The 17,753-nt window shown below is 64.8% G+C and carries 14 protein-coding genes and 1 pseudogene; 4 read left to right on the forward strand and 11 right to left on the reverse strand.

Annotation, left to right across the window (positions count from 1 at the left end; genetic code table 11):
* Together aroB and ACNPP0_RS14590 are read right to left on the reverse strand one after the other, a co-directional pair.
* Positions 1-922: pseudogene (gene aroB / locus ACNPP0_RS14585) on the reverse strand (3-dehydroquinate synthase); the annotation flags it as partial.
* Positions 919-1,560 carry a shikimate kinase gene (locus ACNPP0_RS14590; RefSeq protein WP_046802911.1) on the reverse strand — a complete coding sequence of 214 codons (642 nt, stop codon included), beginning with the start codon at positions 1,558-1,560 and terminating at the stop codon, positions 919-921. The pseudogene aroB and the gene ACNPP0_RS14590, both read right to left, overlap by 4 nt.
* A 114-nt stretch (positions 1,561-1,674) precedes the next feature.
* On the opposite strand from ACNPP0_RS14590, the gene ACNPP0_RS14595 reads away from it, so the two are divergent.
* A complete protein-coding gene (locus tag ACNPP0_RS14595; protein WP_332609469.1) occupies positions 1,675-4,122 on the forward strand; it encodes a penicillin-binding protein 1A in 2,448 nt (815 codons plus the stop codon).
* A gap of 58 nt (positions 4,123-4,180) precedes the next feature.
* Here ACNPP0_RS14595 and ACNPP0_RS14600 read toward each other — a convergent pair whose 3' ends face one another.
* The 6 genes from ACNPP0_RS14600 to hydA form a co-directional block, all read right to left on the reverse strand.
* On the reverse strand, positions 4,181-5,833 hold the full coding sequence (locus ACNPP0_RS14600; RefSeq protein WP_448706292.1) for an ABC transporter ATP-binding protein: 1,653 nt from the start codon (positions 5,831-5,833) through the stop codon (positions 4,181-4,183).
* A gap of 1 nt (position 5,834) precedes the next feature.
* Positions 5,835-6,731, reverse strand: a complete 897-nt coding sequence (locus ACNPP0_RS14605; protein WP_448706293.1) for an ABC transporter permease — start codon at positions 6,729-6,731, stop codon at positions 5,835-5,837.
* A 10-nt stretch (positions 6,732-6,741) separates the two neighbouring features.
* The gene (locus tag ACNPP0_RS14610; protein ID WP_448706294.1) at positions 6,742-7,683 is read right to left on the reverse strand and encodes an ABC transporter permease; all 942 of its coding nucleotides are present in this window, start codon (positions 7,681-7,683) and stop codon (positions 6,742-6,744) included.
* Between the two features lie 6 nt (positions 7,684-7,689).
* Positions 7,690-9,294 (reverse strand): ABC transporter substrate-binding protein, encoded by a 1,605-nt coding sequence (locus ACNPP0_RS14615; protein WP_448706296.1) that lies wholly within the window; start codon positions 9,292-9,294, stop codon positions 7,690-7,692.
* A 67-nt stretch (positions 9,295-9,361) separates the two neighbouring features.
* Complete coding sequence (locus ACNPP0_RS14620) at positions 9,362-10,804, reverse strand: amidohydrolase family protein (RefSeq protein WP_448706297.1); 1,443 nt, start codon at positions 10,802-10,804, stop codon at positions 9,362-9,364.
* A 48-nt stretch (positions 10,805-10,852) separates the two neighbouring features.
* Positions 10,853-12,301, reverse strand: a complete 1,449-nt coding sequence (hydA, locus tag ACNPP0_RS14625) for a dihydropyrimidinase (protein ID WP_448706298.1) — start codon at positions 12,299-12,301, stop codon at positions 10,853-10,855.
* A 318-nt stretch (positions 12,302-12,619) separates the two neighbouring features.
* Between hydA and ACNPP0_RS14630 the strand changes: the two genes are divergently transcribed.
* On the forward strand, positions 12,620-13,300 hold the full coding sequence (locus ACNPP0_RS14630) for a GntR family transcriptional regulator (protein ID WP_054421363.1): 681 nt from the start codon (positions 12,620-12,622) through the stop codon (positions 13,298-13,300).
* Between the two features lie 134 nt (positions 13,301-13,434).
* Here the strand turns inward: ACNPP0_RS14630 and cyaY are convergent, their stop codons facing one another.
* The gene (gene cyaY / locus ACNPP0_RS14635; RefSeq protein WP_332609467.1) at positions 13,435-13,764 is read right to left on the reverse strand and encodes an iron donor protein CyaY; all 330 of its coding nucleotides are present in this window, start codon (positions 13,762-13,764) and stop codon (positions 13,435-13,437) included.
* Positions 13,765-13,819: 55 nt separating this feature from the next.
* Here cyaY and lptM point away from each other — a divergent pair, with 55 nt between their 5' ends.
* Positions 13,820-13,972: an LPS translocon maturation chaperone LptM gene (gene lptM, locus ACNPP0_RS14640; protein ID WP_082134345.1), complete on the forward strand. Its 153-nt coding sequence runs from the start codon at positions 13,820-13,822 to the stop codon at positions 13,970-13,972.
* Positions 13,969-15,261: a diaminopimelate decarboxylase gene (gene lysA, locus ACNPP0_RS14645; RefSeq protein ID WP_448706299.1), complete on the forward strand. Its 1,293-nt coding sequence runs from the start codon at positions 13,969-13,971 to the stop codon at positions 15,259-15,261. Before lptM ends, lysA begins: the two co-directional genes overlap by 4 nt.
* A gap of 86 nt (positions 15,262-15,347) precedes the next feature.
* Here the strand turns inward: lysA and ACNPP0_RS14650 are convergent, their stop codons facing one another.
* Together ACNPP0_RS14650 and tagF are read right to left on the reverse strand one after the other, a co-directional pair.
* Complete coding sequence (locus ACNPP0_RS14650) at positions 15,348-17,003, reverse strand: serine/threonine-protein kinase (protein ID WP_448706300.1); 1,656 nt, start codon at positions 17,001-17,003, stop codon at positions 15,348-15,350.
* Between the two features lie 26 nt (positions 17,004-17,029).
* Entirely contained in the window at positions 17,030-17,746 is a 717-nt protein-coding gene (tagF, locus tag ACNPP0_RS14655) for a type VI secretion system-associated protein TagF (protein WP_332609459.1), read from the reverse strand.
* Between the last annotated feature and the right edge of the window lie 7 nt (positions 17,747-17,753).

Raw genomic sequence — 17,753 nt, forward strand, 5'->3', positions numbered from 1 at the left:
GGGCGGCCCCCACCACGGGGCAGCCGATTGCGGCCACCAGCGCGCGCACGCGTTGCACGTCGTCCCGCTTGAAGCCGGCCACATCGGCCGACAACTCAGCCGCCTGCACCATGCCGCAACCCACGGCCTCGCCATGCAGCCAGGCGCCATAGCCCAGGCCGGACTCAATGGCGTGACCAAAGGTGTGGCCCAGGTTCAGGATGGCGCGCAGGCCGGATTCGCGTTCGTCCTTGCCCACCACCTGCGCCTTCAGTTCGCAAGAGCGGCGAATGGCGTAGGCGACGGCCTGCGGGTCCAGCGCGCGCAGTTTTTGCACGTTGTCTTCGCACCAGGTCCAGAAGTCCGGGTCAAGGATCAGGCCGTACTTGATGACTTCGGCCAGCCCGGCGGAGACTTCGCGCGCGGGCAGCGTGTTCAGCACGTTGGTATCGATCTCGACGGCAACCGGCTGATAGAACGCGCCGATCATGTTCTTGCCCAGCGGATGGTTCACGGCCGTCTTGCCACCCACGGATGAATCCACCTGGGCCAGCAGCGTCGTGGGCACTTGCACGAAGCGCACGCCGCGCATGTACACGGCGGCGGCAAACCCCGTCATGTCGCCGATGACGCCGCCGCCCAGCGCCACCAGCACACAGCGGCGGTCCAGGCGATGGCTCAGCAGGGCATCAAAAATCAGGTTCAGCGACTGCCAGTCTTTGTAGGCCTCGCCATCCGGCAGTTCGATGCGCAACACGCGCTTGCCGGTGCGGGCCAGCGCGGCCTCGGCACGCTCGCCGTACAGGGCGGCCACCGTCGGGTTGGTCACGACCGCGATCGCGGTGGCGTCGGCGGGTATGCACTGGTCCAGGGCATCAAGACGGCCAGGGCCGATGTGGATCGGGTAGCTTCCGCCCGGGGTGTCGACGTCAACAACGTTCATATGCGCTTCTCGAAGGCTTGTAATTGCGGCAGCAGCGCCTTGACCAGCGTGTGGATGGGCATGGCCCCGGTTTCCACAACCAGATCGGCGACTTCTTTATAAAGGGGCTCCCGCAGGGTCATCAGGTCCCGCAGGGTGCCGCGCGGGTCGGCGGTGGCCAGCAACGGGCGATTGCGGTCGCGGCAGGTACGGCGGAACAATTCGTCCACGCTGGCCCGTAAATAGATGACGATTCCGCGCTCGCGCAGGCGCTGGCGGTTTTCACTTGCCAGGATGGCGCCGCCACCGGTGGCAAGAATAATGTTGCGCCGTTGGGTACACTCCTCCAAGGCGGCGGACTCTCGGCGACGAAAACCGGCTTCGCCCTCAATTTCGAAGATAACCGGCACCCGAACGCCGCAACGCGCCTCGAGCTCATGATCCAGATCCATAAACTCGCGCCCCAGCGCACGCGCCAGGCTTCGGCCTATGGTGGTCTTGCCCGCGCCCATCATTCCCACCAGGAACACGGGCAGGTCATGCGGCAATGGCACGGTCTTGCCTGTGCACTCGATGGCGCAAGGCACGTGGTCAGGCCCCTGGTCGGAGGGCGCTGGGTCCGGGTCAGCCTCCGGACATGAATGGGCGGAAAAGTTCATGTCGGCATTATCACATCTGCCGCCAGTTGCCCGCGCACCACACAGAACAATCTTGTTACAGAAACCGATCCCTCTCGCTGAGATGGGACCGGAGATACCCGTAAAATCGCCGCGATGAGCAAGCCCCAGAATTCCTCCAAGAAAGACAAACCCGCCAAGAGCGGCTCCCCGATCCTGCGATTCTTCGTAAAAACCGGCATCCTTTTTGCCGGCCTGTTCCTGTGCGGCGTACTGCTGGCCGGAATGGCGCTGGCGCTGGCCTGGCCGAACCTGCCCGACTTGAACGCCATGACGGACTACCGCCCGCGGGTGCCGCTGCGCGTGTACACGGCCGACCGCGTGCTGATCGGGGAATTCGGCGAAGAACGCCGCAACGTGCTGCGTTTCAATGAAATTCCCGACGTCATGAAGTCGGCGGTGCTGGCGGCGGAAGACGACCGCTTCTACCAGCACGGCGGTATCGACTGGACGGGCGTGGTGCGGGCGGGCCTGACCAACCTGATCAACATGTCCAAGACGCAGGGCGCCAGCACGATCACGATGCAGGTGGCGCGCAATTTCTACCTGTCGTCGGAAAAGACCTATTCGCGCAAGTTCTACGAACTGCTGCTGACGTTCAAGATTGAGTCCGAGCTGACCAAGGACCAGATCCTTGAGCTCTACATGAACCAAATCTACCTGGGCCACCGCGCCTACGGTTTCGCCGCCGCGTCGCGTACGTACTTCGGCAAGCCCTTGTCGGAAGTGACCCCCGCCGAAGCCGCCATGCTGGCCGGCATCCCGAAGGCGCCTTCGCGCTTCAACCCGATTTCGAACCGCCCGCGCGCCGAACTGCGCCAGCGTTACGTGCTGGGGCGGATGCAGTCGCTGGGCTACCTGACCGAGCCGGAATACAAGCAGGCCATGGCGCAGCCCATCATCATGAAGTCGGCCGAAGGCACGCCAGCGGGCGGCTATTCGATTCACGGCGAATATGTGGCGGAACTGGCACGCCAGCTGCTCTATAACGTGTACCAGGACAACGTCTATTCGCGCGGCATCAATATCTACACGACCGTGCAGTCCAAGGACCAGGAAGCCGCCTATCGCGCCGTGCGCGAGGGCGTGCTGGAATACACGCGCCGCGCGCCCTACCCCGGCCCCGAAGAACAGCTGGACCTGCCCCCGGGCACCGAGAACAACCCGGCCGCGCTGGACGAATTCCTGGACGGCGTGTTCGACAAATTCAGCGACAGCGGCGACCTGCTGACCGCGCTGGTGCTGTCGGCCAGCCCCACCGAAGTGAAACTGGCGCGCAGCTCGCGCGAGATCATCACCGTCACCGACAAGAAAGTGCTGGGCGTTGTTGCCCGCGCACTGAACGACAAGGCCAAGCCCGAACAACGCATCAAGCGCGGCTCGGTGGTCTATATCCGCAAGTTCGGCGACAACTGGGAAATCATCAACCTGCCGTCGGTGCAGGCAGCCTTCGTGGCGCTATCGCCGCAGGATGGCGCCATCCGCGCGATGATCGGCGGTTTCGATTTCTATCGCGGCAATTTCAACCGCGTGACGCAAGCGTGGCGCCAGCCGGGCTCGAACATCAAGCCCTTCATCTACGCGGCTTCGCTTGAGCGGGGCCTGACGCCGGCCACGCAGATTTCCGACCAACCGTTCGAACTGACGGCGGCGCAAACCGGCTCGAAAGCCTGGAATCCCAAGAACTACGGCAATCAATACGAGCCCATGCTGACCTTGCGCCAGGGCCTGTACAAGTCCAAGAACATGGTGTCCATCCGCATCCTGCAAGCCATTGGCCCGCAGTACGCACAGGACTACCTGACCCGCTTCGGCTTCGACAAGGCGCGTCAGCCTGCCGTGCTGCCGCTGGCGCTGGGCGCAGGCAGTGTCACGCCACTGCAACTGGCCGGCGCGTTCTCGGTGTTCGCCAACGGCGGCTACCGCGTCACGCCCTACCTGATCGACCGCGTCACCGACAGCAGCGGCAAGGTCATCATGCAGTCCAAGCCCGTAGTGGCTGGCGACGCGGCGGCCCGCGCCATTGACCCGCGCACCGCCTGGGTCATGGACGACATCCTGCGCGGCGTGGCCACCTACGGCACGGCCGCGCGTGCCCGCGCGCTGCTCAAGCGCAACGACATCGCCGGCAAGACCGGCACCACCAACGAATCCGTGGACGCCTGGTTCTCGGGCTACACGCCGAACCTGGTGGCAACGTCGTGGCTGGGCTTTGACCAGCCCAAATCGCTGGGCTCACGCGAGACCGGTGGCGGCGTCGCCATGCCGATCTGGGTCGACTACATGCAAGACGTGCTCAAGGGCGTGCCGGAAGAAAAGCCGCGCCCCCGCCCCGATGGCCTGATCGTGGAAAACGGCGAGTTCTACTTCTCTGAATTCCCGCCCGGACAGGCCGTGGCCCGCCTGGGGCTGGCCGAAGCCGACACGCTGGGCGAATTCCTGAACGGCCTGGGCGGCAGCAGTAGCCCGGATACGAAGATCAAGGTGGCGCCGGGCGTGGGAACGCAAAACGCGGCCCCGTGGTCGCAGAAGATACCGTTCTGATGAAAAAAGGCCGGCCTGTATAGGCCGGCCTTATAGTTTTTAGTCAGACCTCAGCTGTTCACTGAAGCCCCACTTCGGCCGCCCTGAACCGCTTGAAATCCCAATGCCGGCCCGGCGCGGCGTCCAGCAACTGGCGCGTGTAGCCATCTTGCGGTCGAGTCAGCACCGCAGCCGCCTCCCCCGCCTCGACGATCTGCCCCGACTTCATCACGACAATCGAATCGCAGATCTGCGCGGCGACGCGCAGGTCGTGCGTGATGAACAGCACCGCCGTATCGGTTCGGGCGCGTATGTCTTCAATCAGTTTCAGCACCTGCGCCTGTACCGACACATCCAGCGCGGAAACCGCCTCGTCGGCAATCAGAATGTCGGGCCGCAGGGCCAGGGCGCGCGCAATGCAGATGCGCTGGCGCTGCCCGCCCGAGAACTGATGCGGGTAGCGCTCCATGGTGTCCGCGCCCAGTCCGACGATATCCAGCAGCTCGATCGCCCGGGCTTGCGCCTCGTCTTGCGGCACGCCGAAGTTGCGCATGCCCTCAATGATCGAATCGCCCACGCGAATGCGCGCATTCAGCGACCGGTACGGGTCCTGGAACACTACCTGGATGCGCTTGCGCACAGGATGGAATTCTCGTTTGCTGGCCGTGGCGATCTCGGTGCCGTCCAGGCGCACGCTGCCTGAACTGGGGTCGATCAGGCGAGCGATGCACCGCGCGAGGGTGGACTTGCCCGAACCCGATTCACCGACGATGCCGACGATCTCTTTCTTGCGCAACGTGAAGCTGACATCGCGCACGGCGTGCACCGCGCGCTTTGCCTTGAAGAAGCCGCGCTCGTTATAGGTCTTCTGCAGCCCATTGACGACCAGCACAGGTTCGCCTTCGGGCGCCTGCCGGGCCGACGGCGCCAGGCCCGGCACCGATGACACCAGCATACGGGTGTAAGCCTCTTTCGGACGCGCCAGAATCTCGTCGCGGGTGCCGACTTCCACCAGCTTTCCACGGTTCATTACCGCAATACGATCCGCAATTTCCGCCACCACGCCAAAGTCATGCGTGATGAACAGCACCGCGGTGTTGTGCGACTTCTGCAACTCCAGAATCAAAGCCAGGATCTGCTTCTGGGTGGTCACGTCCAGCGCGGTGGTCGGCTCGTCGGCGATCAGCAGCTTGGGGTTCAGGATCAGCGCCATGCAGATGACGATGCGCTGGCGCTGTCCGCCAGACAACTGATGTGGGTAGGACTGGTAGATGCGCTCCACGTCCGGCAGCCGCACCGACTCCAGCATGTCCAGGATCCTGCGCTTGCGCGAGGCCGCGTCCATGGCGCTATGGGTGCGCAGCACCTCGTCGATCTGCCAGCCTACCGTGCGCACCGGGTTGAGCGCCGTCATGGGCTCTTGGAAAACCATGGACATGCGGGTGGCACGCAACTCACGCAGGCGTTCCGGCGTGCACGCCAGCACGTTTTCACCGTCAAGCAATATGCGGCCGCCGCTGGGCCGCAGCGCGTCCGGCGCCAACAGGCCCATAACCGAAAACGACGTGACGGATTTGCCCGAGCCGGACTCCCCGACCACACACAGCGTCTCACCGGCGTGTATGTCGAAGCTGATTCCTTCGACCACTTGGCACGGCTCATCCGCGGGCGCGCCGACAAGCGTCACCGACAGATTCTGCACTTGCAGCACGGGCATTGTGGAATCGTTCATATCAGACCCTTCGCGCCATCTTGGGATCAAGGGCATCGCGCATGGCGTCGCCCAGCATGTTCACGCTGAGCACAGTCAGCGCCAGGAACAGGCCCGGCAGCAGGATAAGCTCTGGCTTGATCTGGAAGTACATCCTGCCTTCGGCGATCACATTGCCCCAGGACGGAAACTCGGGCGGCATACCAACGCCCAGGAAGCTCATGACCGCCTCGGACAGCATGGCTGAAGCAAAGATGAAGGTGCCCTGCACGATCAGCGGCGCCACCGTGTTGGGCACCAGATGGCGCCGCATCAGCACGTGCGTGGGCGTGCCCAGCGAAATGGCCGCTTCTACGTAGGGTTCGTCGCGCAGGCTCAGGATCAGGCCGCGTACCAGGCGCACGACGCGAGGAAATTCGGGCACGGCAATGGCGATCAGCACCGTCAGCATGCTGGCGCCGGTCACGGCTACCAGCGCGATGGCCAGCAGGATGCTGGGCACGGACATGATGCCGTCCATGACGCGCATGATGACCATGTCCGCCGCGCGAAAGTGGCCCGCGATCACGCCCAGCGCCAGCCCGGGTATCAACGCAGCCACCGCCGTGCCCGCTCCGATCATCAGTGAAATGCGCGCGCCATGGACGACGCGCGACAGCACGTCGCGGCCATAGGCGTCGGTGCCAAACCAATGCTCGGCGGAAAAGCCCTTCAGGCGCTGCATGGGATCGATGGCCATGGGATCGGCCATTTGCAGCCAATTGGCGGAGATGGCGGCCAGGACGATGATCGCAAGCATCATCATCGCCGCCATGACCGGCCAGGTGGAAAACGTGCGAACCAGCGCGGACGCGGGTCGCTGGCGGATGGCGGGCGCAACGCCGGCCCCACCCGCGATCGAGTGTATGGAAGTGGACATGCAAGTTCCTTCAATAACGGATGCGCGGATCGAACACCGAGTACAGAACGTCTATGGTCAGGTTCACGCCGATGTAGACAAGCGAGAACAGCAGGATCAGTCCCTGGATCAGCGGATAATCCCGGGCCAGCACGGACTCAACCACCAGCCGCCCCAGGCCGGGCAGGTTGAACACGGATTCCGTGACGACCACGCCACTGATCAACAGCGCGATGCTTACGCCGATCACGGTGATGATGGGAACGGCTGCGGTGCGCAGCGCGTGCGCCATCATCACGGCGCGTTCGGTGATGCCCTTGGCGCGCGCGGTGCGGATGAAGTCTTCGCCCATTACCTCCAGCACGCTGCTACGAGCAATGCGCGCGATCAAGGCCACAAACCCGGTGCTTAGCGCGATGGTGGGCAGCAACAGGTGCATGCCGAAGGCGACAAGGCCCGCCGACGGCGACTTATAGCCTTGCACGGGCAGCCAGCCCAGCTTCATGGCGAACAGCAGGATCAGCGCATAGCCCGTGACGAAGATGGGCACCGAAAAGCCCAGCACCGAAAACGCCATGACCGCCCGGTCCGTCCGGGTGCCGCGCCGCCATGCGGAGAACACGCCCAGCGGCACCGCGATCAGCGTGGACAGCAGGATGGTCGACAGCGCCAGCGCCAGGGACGGCCCCACGCGGGAGCTGATCATCGCTGTCACGGGCGTGCCTGAATGCAGCGATACGCCCAGATCGCCTTGTAGCACCTGCCCGCTCCACAGAAGGAACTGGGTGGCCAGCGACCGGTCCAGTCCCATGTGCTCGCGGATCTGCGCCAGCTGCGTCTCGGTGGCCGCGTCGCCTGCCAGCATCAGCGCCGGATCTCCCGGCGTCAGGCGCAGCAGGCAAAACACCAGCACGGCCACCGTCACCACCACGGGAACGGTAGCCAGAATGCGCCTGAGTAGGTAGCTGAACATGCTGGCTCACCGGCTGGCTTTCTTGATGTTCCAGAACACGGGCGCGGGCGACTCCAGCACGCCCGACAGCTTCTTGTTGTAGGCGGCGGCGGTCTCGATCTGGCCCAGGGTGACGGCCACGCCTTCATCCAGCATCACGTCCTGCAACTGGTCGGCGATCTGTTTGCGTTCCGGCTCCGTCGCCGCCACCAGGAACTGGTCACGCAGCGCTTCAACCTTAGGCACGGTCGGCCAGCCGAACCAGGCCTTCTCGCCGTTTGCCGACACGCCATAGTTGCGCAGCGGATCCATGATTTCGCTGACGTGCCACGTCGTCACGAAAATGCTCCAGCCGCCCTTGGCGGGCACGTCGCGGTTGGCGCGGCGCGACAGCATGGTCATGAAGTCCATGGCCTGCAATTGCACGTTGAAGCCCGCCTGGCGCAGCTGCTGTGCCATCACCACGGGAATGGCGGAGGCCATGGCAATGTCGGTGGCATGCAGGATCACCACGGGGGCGCCGTCATACTTGGCCTCTTTCAGCAGCGCCTTCGCCTTGTCGATGTTGGACGGCACGATCATGTCGGCGCGCGTATCGCTGGAATACGGCAGGCCGCAACCGAACACCGCGCCGCAAGTTTTGAAGAACTCCGGATCACCCACCTGCGCCTTCAGAATGTCGCCCTGACCGACCGCATACATGGCCGCCTGGCGCACCAGCTTGTTGTCGAAGGGCGCGTTAAGCTGGTTGAAGCGGTACATGGGCTGGTAGCCCATCTTGTCCAGCACGCGCAGCGTCAGGTCCGGTGAACCTTTCACCATCGGCACCAGGTCAAAAGGCACGGTTTCGATGTAATCGACCTCGCCGCCCAGCAGGGCATTCACGGTCGTCATCGGGTCGGCCATCGCCACCCATTCCACGCGGTCCACGTTGACCACCTTGCCACCCGCCGTCCAGCTGGGCGCTTCCTTGCGCGGCACGTAGTCGGTGTTCTTTTCGTACACCGTCTTCACGCCTGGCTGGAATTCCTGTTGCACGAACTTGAAGGGCCCGGACCCGGTGTAATCGCTGATGGCCTGTGCCACCGGCGTTTGCGCGACCCGCTTTGGCATCATGAAGCTGGGCAGGCCGCTGGGCTTGCCCAGTGCCGACAGCACGTCGGCAGGGGCCGTCAGCACGATCTTGAACGTTTTGTCATCGACGACATCCATCGACGCGACCAGCGGCATGAGCTGGCGACCGGTCTTGTCCGACTGCGCCCAGCGCTGAATGGACGCCACGCAATCCTCGGCCTTGACGGCGGTGCCATCGTGCCATTTCAGCCCGTCGCGCAACGTAAAGGTGTAGGTCTTGCCGTCCGGCGAGATCTCCCACTTGTCCGCCATCTGCGGTTGAATCTTGTTGCTCGCGTCCGTCGCCAACAGCGTGTCGTAGATCATGTAGGCGTGGTTGCGCGTCTGGTGCGAGGCCGTCAGCACAGGGTCCAGCACCGTCAGCTTGCTGGCCATCACCACCGTCAGCGTTTCCGCCTGTGCGGGCGCCCAGACCAGGGCAGCGGCGCAAGCCACTGCCGCGCCAACGCGGCTCAGGCCGTAGCGGGTTTCAAGTCTTTCAGCATTCAGATAAGCCATGTCATTCCCTTGTAGTTTTATGGACGAACGGGGCCTGTGCCGGCCCTTCGGATAGATTTCGATCAGGTCACACGACGTCGAATGACAGCGGCGACATCTGTTGCGCGCTGCGGCCAGCCACCATGTCGCGCGAAGGCACCAGCGCCTCGGCCCGGCGCTGGGCCTCGTCCACCTGCTCGGCGGCGTTGCGGTAATCCAGCGTATGCACCTGCCCTTCGTGCAGCACGCGGCGGCCGTCGATGTATACGGTGTGCACGGCGCGGTCCGCGGCGGCGTAAACAAGACTGCGCACGGGGTCGCGGGACGGGCGCATCAGGTGATGCGTCATGTCCACCATCACCAGGTCGGCCCGCGCGCCCACCGCGATGCGGCCCAGATCATCGCGGCCCAGCGCCTTCGCGCCACCGACCGTCGCGGCGTGGAACACTTCGCCCGTGGTGACCGCGCGCGGTGTCTGCGCCATCAAGCGAGCCAGATAGCCCACGTGGCGCATTTCCTCGATCATGTTGTGCGGATACGTGTCCGTGCCGATGCCAAGATTGATGCCCGCGCGGCGATAGCGCCCGAAGTCGCGCAGCGCCATGCCCCGGCGCATGAAGACCGTGGGGCAGTGCGCCACGCTGGCGCCTGTCTCGGACAGGATGGACAGGTCCGTCGCCGTGCTCCAGTGCGTATTCGGGTGATCGTCCACGAAGATGCCGTGGCCGACGATGCTGCCCGGATCCAACACGCCCAGGCTATGCAGCCACTGAACCGGTGTAAGGCCATGGCGGCGCGTGATTTCGTGAAACTCCGGCAGAGACTGCGCGGCATGTGTCTGCCAGCCGATGCCCCGACGCTTTGCCTCTTGATGACTGGCCTTCAGCAGTTCGGGCGTGCAGGTGTCGATCTGCGCGGGCACCAGCATGCCCGTCAGGCGGCCGCACGCGTGCGCCTCGGCCTTGTCGATTAGTGCCAGCGCGCGCTCCATGCCCGCTTCGCCCGCCTTCTCGTTCCAGTCGTACTCCACGACATGGCCGTTGCGCGTGTACCAGCGCGCCGAGCGGAACATGGGCGCGATATAAGCCCGCAGGCCGCTTTGCACCATGATGTCGATCCAGTGCTCGTGTGCCACCGACATGTCCACCACGGTCGTCACGCCCGACATCAACAGCTCCGCGGCGGCCAGCGTCAGTTGCGCGGGCGCGGCCTCGTCGTCGCCTTCCATGGTGGGCATGTACTCGTACAGATTCGAGTTGTACAGGCCCGGTGACCCGGTTTCGTCCGTGTAGCCTTTGTTGATGGGCTCATGCACCAGATGGCTGTGGATATCCACCAGGCCAGGCATCACCATCATGCCGTTGCCGCTGACGATTTCCGCATCCGGCGTGGCCGCCTGCGCCCCCGCCCCGACGTGCGTGATACGGCCGCCCTCAAAGGCCACGTCGGCGTTTTTCATGTAGACGTGCTGCTGGCGCGACGCGTCCCAGGCAACCACAACGTCGGCGTTCTTGATCAGGGTAGTCTTCAACGTTATTTCCTCCGAAATGAATGGCGGATATCCATGTGGCGCGCTGCGTTAGCGCCAGTCTGGCCGCGTGCCCTGGCGGGCGCTGGGCGGCGCCAGGCTGGGCAGCCCGCGCGGCAAAAACTTTCCTTGGCCCGGCGTGCCCGTAAAGCGCTCGCCGTCCCAAACGACTTGTCCACGCAGCAACGTCATCGCGGGCCACGCCCGCAGCGTCGTGCCCGCGTACGGCGTGTAATCCACCGCGTGGTGCAGATGTTCATTGGCGAGCGTGAACTCACGCTCTTCCCAAATCACCAGGTCGGCATCGCTGCCGATGGCCAGCGTGCCCTTTCGCGGGTACAGGCCATAGGCGCGCGCCGGCTGGGTTGCGGTCAGCTCCACAAAGCGATTCACGCTGATGCGGCCGCCCAACACCCCTTCTGAATACAGCAGCGGCATGCGCGTTTCGATGCCGGGAATGCCGTTCGGGATATGACGGAACGCCACCTCTTTGCCGCCGGGCGTCTTGCCGTCCTCGCCGGTCAGGTTGAAGGGCGAGTGGTCGGACGAAAACACCGTGAAAAGGCCGTCCGCCAGCCCCTGCCAGATTTGCTCCTGGCTGGACTTGTCGCGCGGCGGCGGGCTGCACACGCAGCGCGCGCCGAAATAGCTGTCGTCCACGCCAAGATCCGCGGCGGTCAGAAAAAGGTATTGCGGGCAGGTTTCGGCATAGACATTCAGGCCCTTGGCGCGCGCCTCGCGGATTTGCGCGACCGCTTCGCCGCCCGAGATGTGCACCAGCAGGATGGGAACGTCGATAAGTTCGGACAGAGCGATGGCGCGATGGGCGCCTTCGCGCTCCACCAGCATCGGCCGCGAAACGGCATGAAAGCGCGGCGCGGTGCGGCCAGAGGCCTCCAGGCGGCGCGTCAGCCAGGCGATGCAATCGGAGTTTTCGGCATGAATCATCGCCATGCCGCCATGCACGCGCGCCACGTCCAGCACGTCCAGGATCTGGGCGTCGGACAACTTCAACGCGTCGTACGTCATGTACAACTTGAACGAGGTGTAGCCGGCCGCTATCAGGCGCGGCAGCTCGTCGGCCAGCACGGTCGGCGTGGGGTCGGTCAGGATCAGGTGAAAGGCATAGTCCACGCAGGCTCGGCCGTCGGCGCGCTGGTGGTAATCGTCGATGGCGGCCTGCACCGTGGCGCCCTTGCGCTGCGCCGCGAAGGGGATCACGGTGGTCGTGCCCCCGCAGGCGGCCGAGCGCGTACCCGTGAAAAAGTCATCCGCCAACTTCACGGGCGGCGCCATCGGCTGGTCCAGGTGGCAATGGGCGTCGATGCCGCCCGGCGTGACCACTCGTCCAGCCACATCGATTTCACACATGCCAGCCGCCAAGCCGTGGCCAATCTGCACGATGCGGCCATCCACGATCCCCAGATCCGCGCGACAGGTATCGCCGGCCGTTGCCAGCACCGCGTCGCGCAGCACCAGATCAAACCCTTGCTTCGTCATATGCGTCAGCCCGTCTGATCCACCCTTACTCCGCCGCGAAAGCGCGGCGGGATGGGCATGTTGTGAGCGGATTCTAGGCCGAATACAAAAATGATTACGCTAGTGATTACCCTGAAATATACATTTCCGGGTCAAATTGTTAACATTATTTTTGACGCTGGCTTCCGGGCCTTGTCCAATGCCGGCGGCTGATCGGGTATCTTCACGTTCATCCACCATGTTGCGGACAACATGCGGCCTACAAGCGGCAAGCGACCGCTTATTACCCGTGGCGGCGATCCCGCCCCGGCTCCTCACGCGCAAACCAAGAACGAGCCCATGGCATCAGATAAACGCGAAAACTCGGTCACCGGCATTTACGAGCGCATCTACCGCGCCATCCTGGACAACCGGCTCAAGCCCGGCACCAAGCTGGTCGAAGAACGTCTAGCCGAGATCTTTGAAGTCAGTCGGCCACGCATCCGCGAGGTTCTCGCACGCTTGGCCCACGAACAGATCGTCGAACTATTCCCGCAGCGCGGCGCCTATGTAGCCAAGCCGTCTATCGAAAAAGCGCGCGACGTCTTCGAGGCGCGCAGGCTGATCGAGCCCGCCGTCGTGCGCCGCCTGACGCAGAACCTTACGCCCGAAAAGCTGGCGCGGCTGCGCGAGCACGTACTGCTGGAACATGATGCGCGCAAGCGCGACGACAAACGCGCCATCATCCGGCTGGCAGGAGAATTCCATATCCTGCTGAGCGAACTGGCGGGCAACGGCGAACTGGCGCGCACGATGCGTGAGCTGTCCACGCTGACCTGCCTGGTTATCTTCCTGTACAACCTGCCCACCGCCACCAGCTGCCGCGACGACGAACACGAGCTGATTACCGAAGCCATCGCGGCGCGCGACGCCCAGCGCGCCGAGGAATTGACGCTGCATCACCTGGAGCACATCGAACAAAGCGTGAAGCTGGAATCGGTGGAAGAATCGGTGGATCTGGAAGAAGTCTTCAAGTTCTGACCCACATTGACCCAACCCCAAGCGAAAATAACGAAAAGCCCCGGGGTGTAAAACCCGGGGCTTCGTTGCATCTGAAGGGCCGGCCCATGACGGCCGGCCTTATCAGCCCTTGTTACTTTGCGAGTACGACGGCTTTATAGTTTCAGCGTAACCGGCACCCCGGCCGCACCCGAGCAGATTTGCGACAGGGCGTCCGGCAGTTGCGGGCCGCCACGGGTGTCGTTCCAATGTTGGCCGTCGTAGCGGTAGTGGAAGCCGCCGGTGCGGGCGGCTACCCACAGTTCCTGCATGGCGGCCTGGCTGTTCACGACGACATGGGTGTTGTCTTCGAAAACCATGGTCAGGACATTGCCGCTGCGGGTGGTTTCCACGTCGACGTCGAGCGAAGCCGCCCAGTCGTCGGCCTGGCTTTCGATGCTGTCCAGCACCTGGTCGATCAACGCAAGAAATTCGGTTTCGGTCATAATCGAGCCTGCAAGAATTACGGAGTTCCCAGTGTTCCAATTGGCATTCAGCCGCATGGCTCTTCGCATTGTAGCCACGCTTGTGGCCTCCGGCATGGTGGCGGCATGCGGCTACAAGGGGCCTTTATACATGCCGACGCCCGACGGCAAGCCGCCGTCGCGTTCGCAGCCCGCGCCGCAGATCCCTCCTCCTCCTTCGATCCCATGACGACAGCCTTTCCCCTGCCGCCGGAGTTGGCCGGCCATCCCTATTTCCAGTACCGCAATAACGTACTGTACGCCGAGGATGTGCCGCTGGACCATCTGGCGCATGGGCTAGGCACCCCGCTGTACGTCTATTCCCGCGCGGCGCTCAAGGCCGCTTGGGAAACCTATCGCAGCGCCATCGGGCCGCTGCCCGTGCTGGTCTGCTACGGGATGAAGGCAAACTCGAATCTGGCGGTGCTCAAGGAATTCGTGCGGTTGGGCGCGGGCTTCGACATCGTTTCCGGCGGCGAGCTCAAGCGCGCGCTGGCGGTGGGAGCCGAGCCCTCCAAGATCGTGTTTTCCGGCGTGGGCAAGCAAGCCTGGGAAATGCGCGACGCGCTGGTCGCGGGGGTGAAGTGCTTCAACGTCGAATCGGAAGACGAGTTGCGCCGCCTGTCCGAGGTGGCGCAGGATATGGGCTTGCGCGCGCCGGTGTCACTGCGCGTGAACCCGGATGTGGATGCGCAAACGCATCCCTATATATCCACCGGCCTGAAAGAAAACAAGTTTGGCATCGCCATCGAATCGGCGCTGGACGTTTATCGCGTCGCGCGCGAGTTGCCTGGCCTGGACATCGTAGGCGTGGACTGCCACATCGGCTCGCAGCTGACCGATATCAGTCCCTATTTCGATGCGCTGGAAAAGCTGCTGGACCTGATCGACGCGTTGGAGCGCGAAGGCATCCGCATCGCCCATCTTGATTTGGGCGGTGGGCTGGGCATCCGCTATACGGACGAGACGCCGCCGTCACCCAAGGCGTTGCTGGACCGGGTATTCGAACGGCTGAACGCGCGCGGCCACGGGCATCTGCATCTGGTGCTGGAGCCCGGCCGTTCGCTGGTGGGCAATGCGGGCATGCTGCTGACCACGGTCCAATATCTGAAGCATTCCCAGGCGCGCAATTTCGCGGTCGTCGATGCCGCCATGAACGATCTGCTGCGCCCCGCGCTTTACGAGGCCTATCACGGCGTACAGCCGCTACGCCCGCGCGCCGGTGATCAGGTGGAATACGACATCGTCGGGCCAGTATGCGAAAGCGCGGACTGGCTGGCCAAGGGGCGCGCGTTGGCCATCCAGCAAGGCGACGTGCTGGCGGTGGAATCCGCAGGCGCCTACAGCATGGCCATGGCCAGCAACTACAACACGCGCGCCCGCGCGGCCGAAGTCATGGTCGATGGCGACCACTACCACGTGGTGCGCCAGCGCGAGACGCTGGACGACCTGCTCAAGGGCGAGTCCGCGCTGCCTTGAACGTACGCCCGGGCGCTGGAGGCGTCCCGCCGCCCGGGCGCTTGTCATCCGTCTGGGCGGTTTCCATTACACCGTACTGGTGCGTGTCACTTGAACTCGTGCGAGATCGCGGCCGGCTTGTCCGCCGCAACCGTCAAGGTCATGCGATGCTCGCCCGCCGACGCATTGCGCACCGTGACCTGATAGCGTCCTGGCGTCAGGGACAGCTCCCGCAAGGGCGGACTAACCCCGCGTGAACGGCCGTTGATCAGGACTTCTCCCCACGGACGCACGGCAACGCGCACCGAAACAGGCGCGGCCTTCGGTGGCGCGGCCGGGGCGGGCGTGGCAGTGGTGGGCGCGGCTGTGGATGCGGCTGTGGATGCGGCTGTGGATGCGGCGTCGATATTGCTCGCACTGCCATCAGACGCCGAGGTAGGCGCGCCGCCACTGGAGGCCGATTCCACACCGGGCGACGGCGTTGCAGGCGTGGGCTGAGAAGCCGGCGATGGCTCATTCGAGGGCGCGGGCTGAGGTATCTGCGGTGGCTCAGTTGCTGGCGCAGGATGAGACACCCGCGGCAGTTCAGTGGCAGGAGCTGGCGGAGACGCCTGCGGTGCCTGAGTCGCAGGAGCTGGCGGAGACGCCTGCGCTGCCTGGGTCGCAGGCGCGGGCTGAGGTACCTGCGGCGGCTGAGGCGGCGCCGCCCGGGGTTGCTGCGGCGCCGGCACCCGGTCCGGGGTCGGCGCAGGGGCAGGCGCTGGAGCGGAGGCTGTCACGGTGGGCGACGCCTGGGGCGTTGGCGCCGAAGCTTCAGGCGTACCGGCCAGATCAATAGGTGTGGACGTCATGCGAACCCAGGCGTATCCGCCGCCCACCAGCAATAAGACGCATGCCGCGATCCACGGCAAGACGCGCGGACGGCGACGTGGAAGCTCGCGCGCCGTCTGCGCGACACGCGGGCCTGCCGGCGCTTCGGGAGGAGCCGACCGCGACACAGGCATCGTCGCGTCTACCGCAGGCGCGGCCGTCTGCGTCAAGGGCGCGGTCGCCTCTGGCGTCGGCGCGGTCGTCGGCGGCGGCGTGTTGACGTCGGCAGGCGTGGTCATCGTCGGCGACACGACGGGCAATATCGGCGACGTGCGTAGCGGTTGCGCTCCTATTGCAGCCGCGAACGCTTGCGCCGTTTGCGGTCTTGCGTGCATCGCCATCGCCAAGCCGCTATCCACTGCGTCGCAAAACGCGCCGTCGTAGTCTCTGGCGCCCCATTCCTCCAGCGGCAGGCAATCATCGCGTACGCGGCGCGCCAGCGCGCTTGGTGGCGCGCTGCCGGTGGCCAGGAAGTAGGCCAGCGCCGCCAGACCGTACACATCGGTCCACGGTCCGCAGGCATACGCCGGATCGTCCGTGTACTGCTCGAAGGCCGCATAACCGGCATGCCGGGGCGCGTCCTCGGCATCGGGCGCGAGCGCCAAGGGCGCCGTCGCCAACATGGCCACGCCCATCGCAGCGCTACCGATGGTCGGGTCCCCCAAGCCCCCGCCATCGAACGCGACCGCCCCCGGATGGATGCCACCATGGACCCGACCCGCCGCATGCAGCGACGCCAGGGACGCGGCCAGCCCCGCGACAATGCGCGTGATCTCGTCCTGACGCTTGCGGCCCGGCGGCCAGCGCAGCAAATCAGCCAGGCGCGGGTCGCAAGGCGCGACAGGTATGCCAGCCCCGCCCAGATCCGGCGGCGTGATGGAAGCGGTCGTCATGCGCGGTCCTCCGGGAATGATCAGACTCATGGCCGCCACGTGGGCAGGGACGAGAACAGCCTGGCGAACAAGGTGGCGTTCAGCGCGCCGCCATGTACATAGGTTTGCAACGCAGCGCCGTCCGCCTGGTTGGTCCACCAATAGCTGGTGTGCGAGCTGGGGTTGAAGCAAAACGGCAGATCGGGCCACGCGTTCAAGGCGCGGCGAGCCAAGGGCGCGGATTCCGCGTCCAGCCCAGACCGCAAGATGTCCATGATGTCGTTGCCCGCCCGCGGCGTGGCGACGCTGGGCGCGACCGAGGGCATGCGCACTTGCTGAAGGCTGCGGTCAAACTGTTCCGGCGCGCAGCCATGGCGCACGGCGGCCAACATGCTGGTGCCCACTTGACGGTAGTAGTCGCCGGCGCCATCCAGCATGCTGCTGTGATACTGCGCGGGCGGCAGCGCCGCGACCACACACAGGGGATAGCCACGCCCCACGCGGTCGCGGCTTGGCGTGATGCATCCCAGCTGCGCCACGCCGGCGCCGGGCCCGGCTGGAATCGCAAAATTCCAGATAGGCGCAGAAGCAAAGCTGCGCGCCGCCGCTGCATCCGGCGCCTGCTTTAACGCCACCAGCCCGAACTGCAACCAGTGGTCCCACCACGCAATCAGTTCACGCGGCAGCCGCCGATGCACGAAGTCGCCTGCGGCGGGGATCTTTCCGTACCAGCCAACTTGCCCGTTCTCCACGCCAAGCTCCATGTCGATG

The sequence above is a fragment of the Achromobacter semiaridum genome (genome assembly GCF_053543755.1).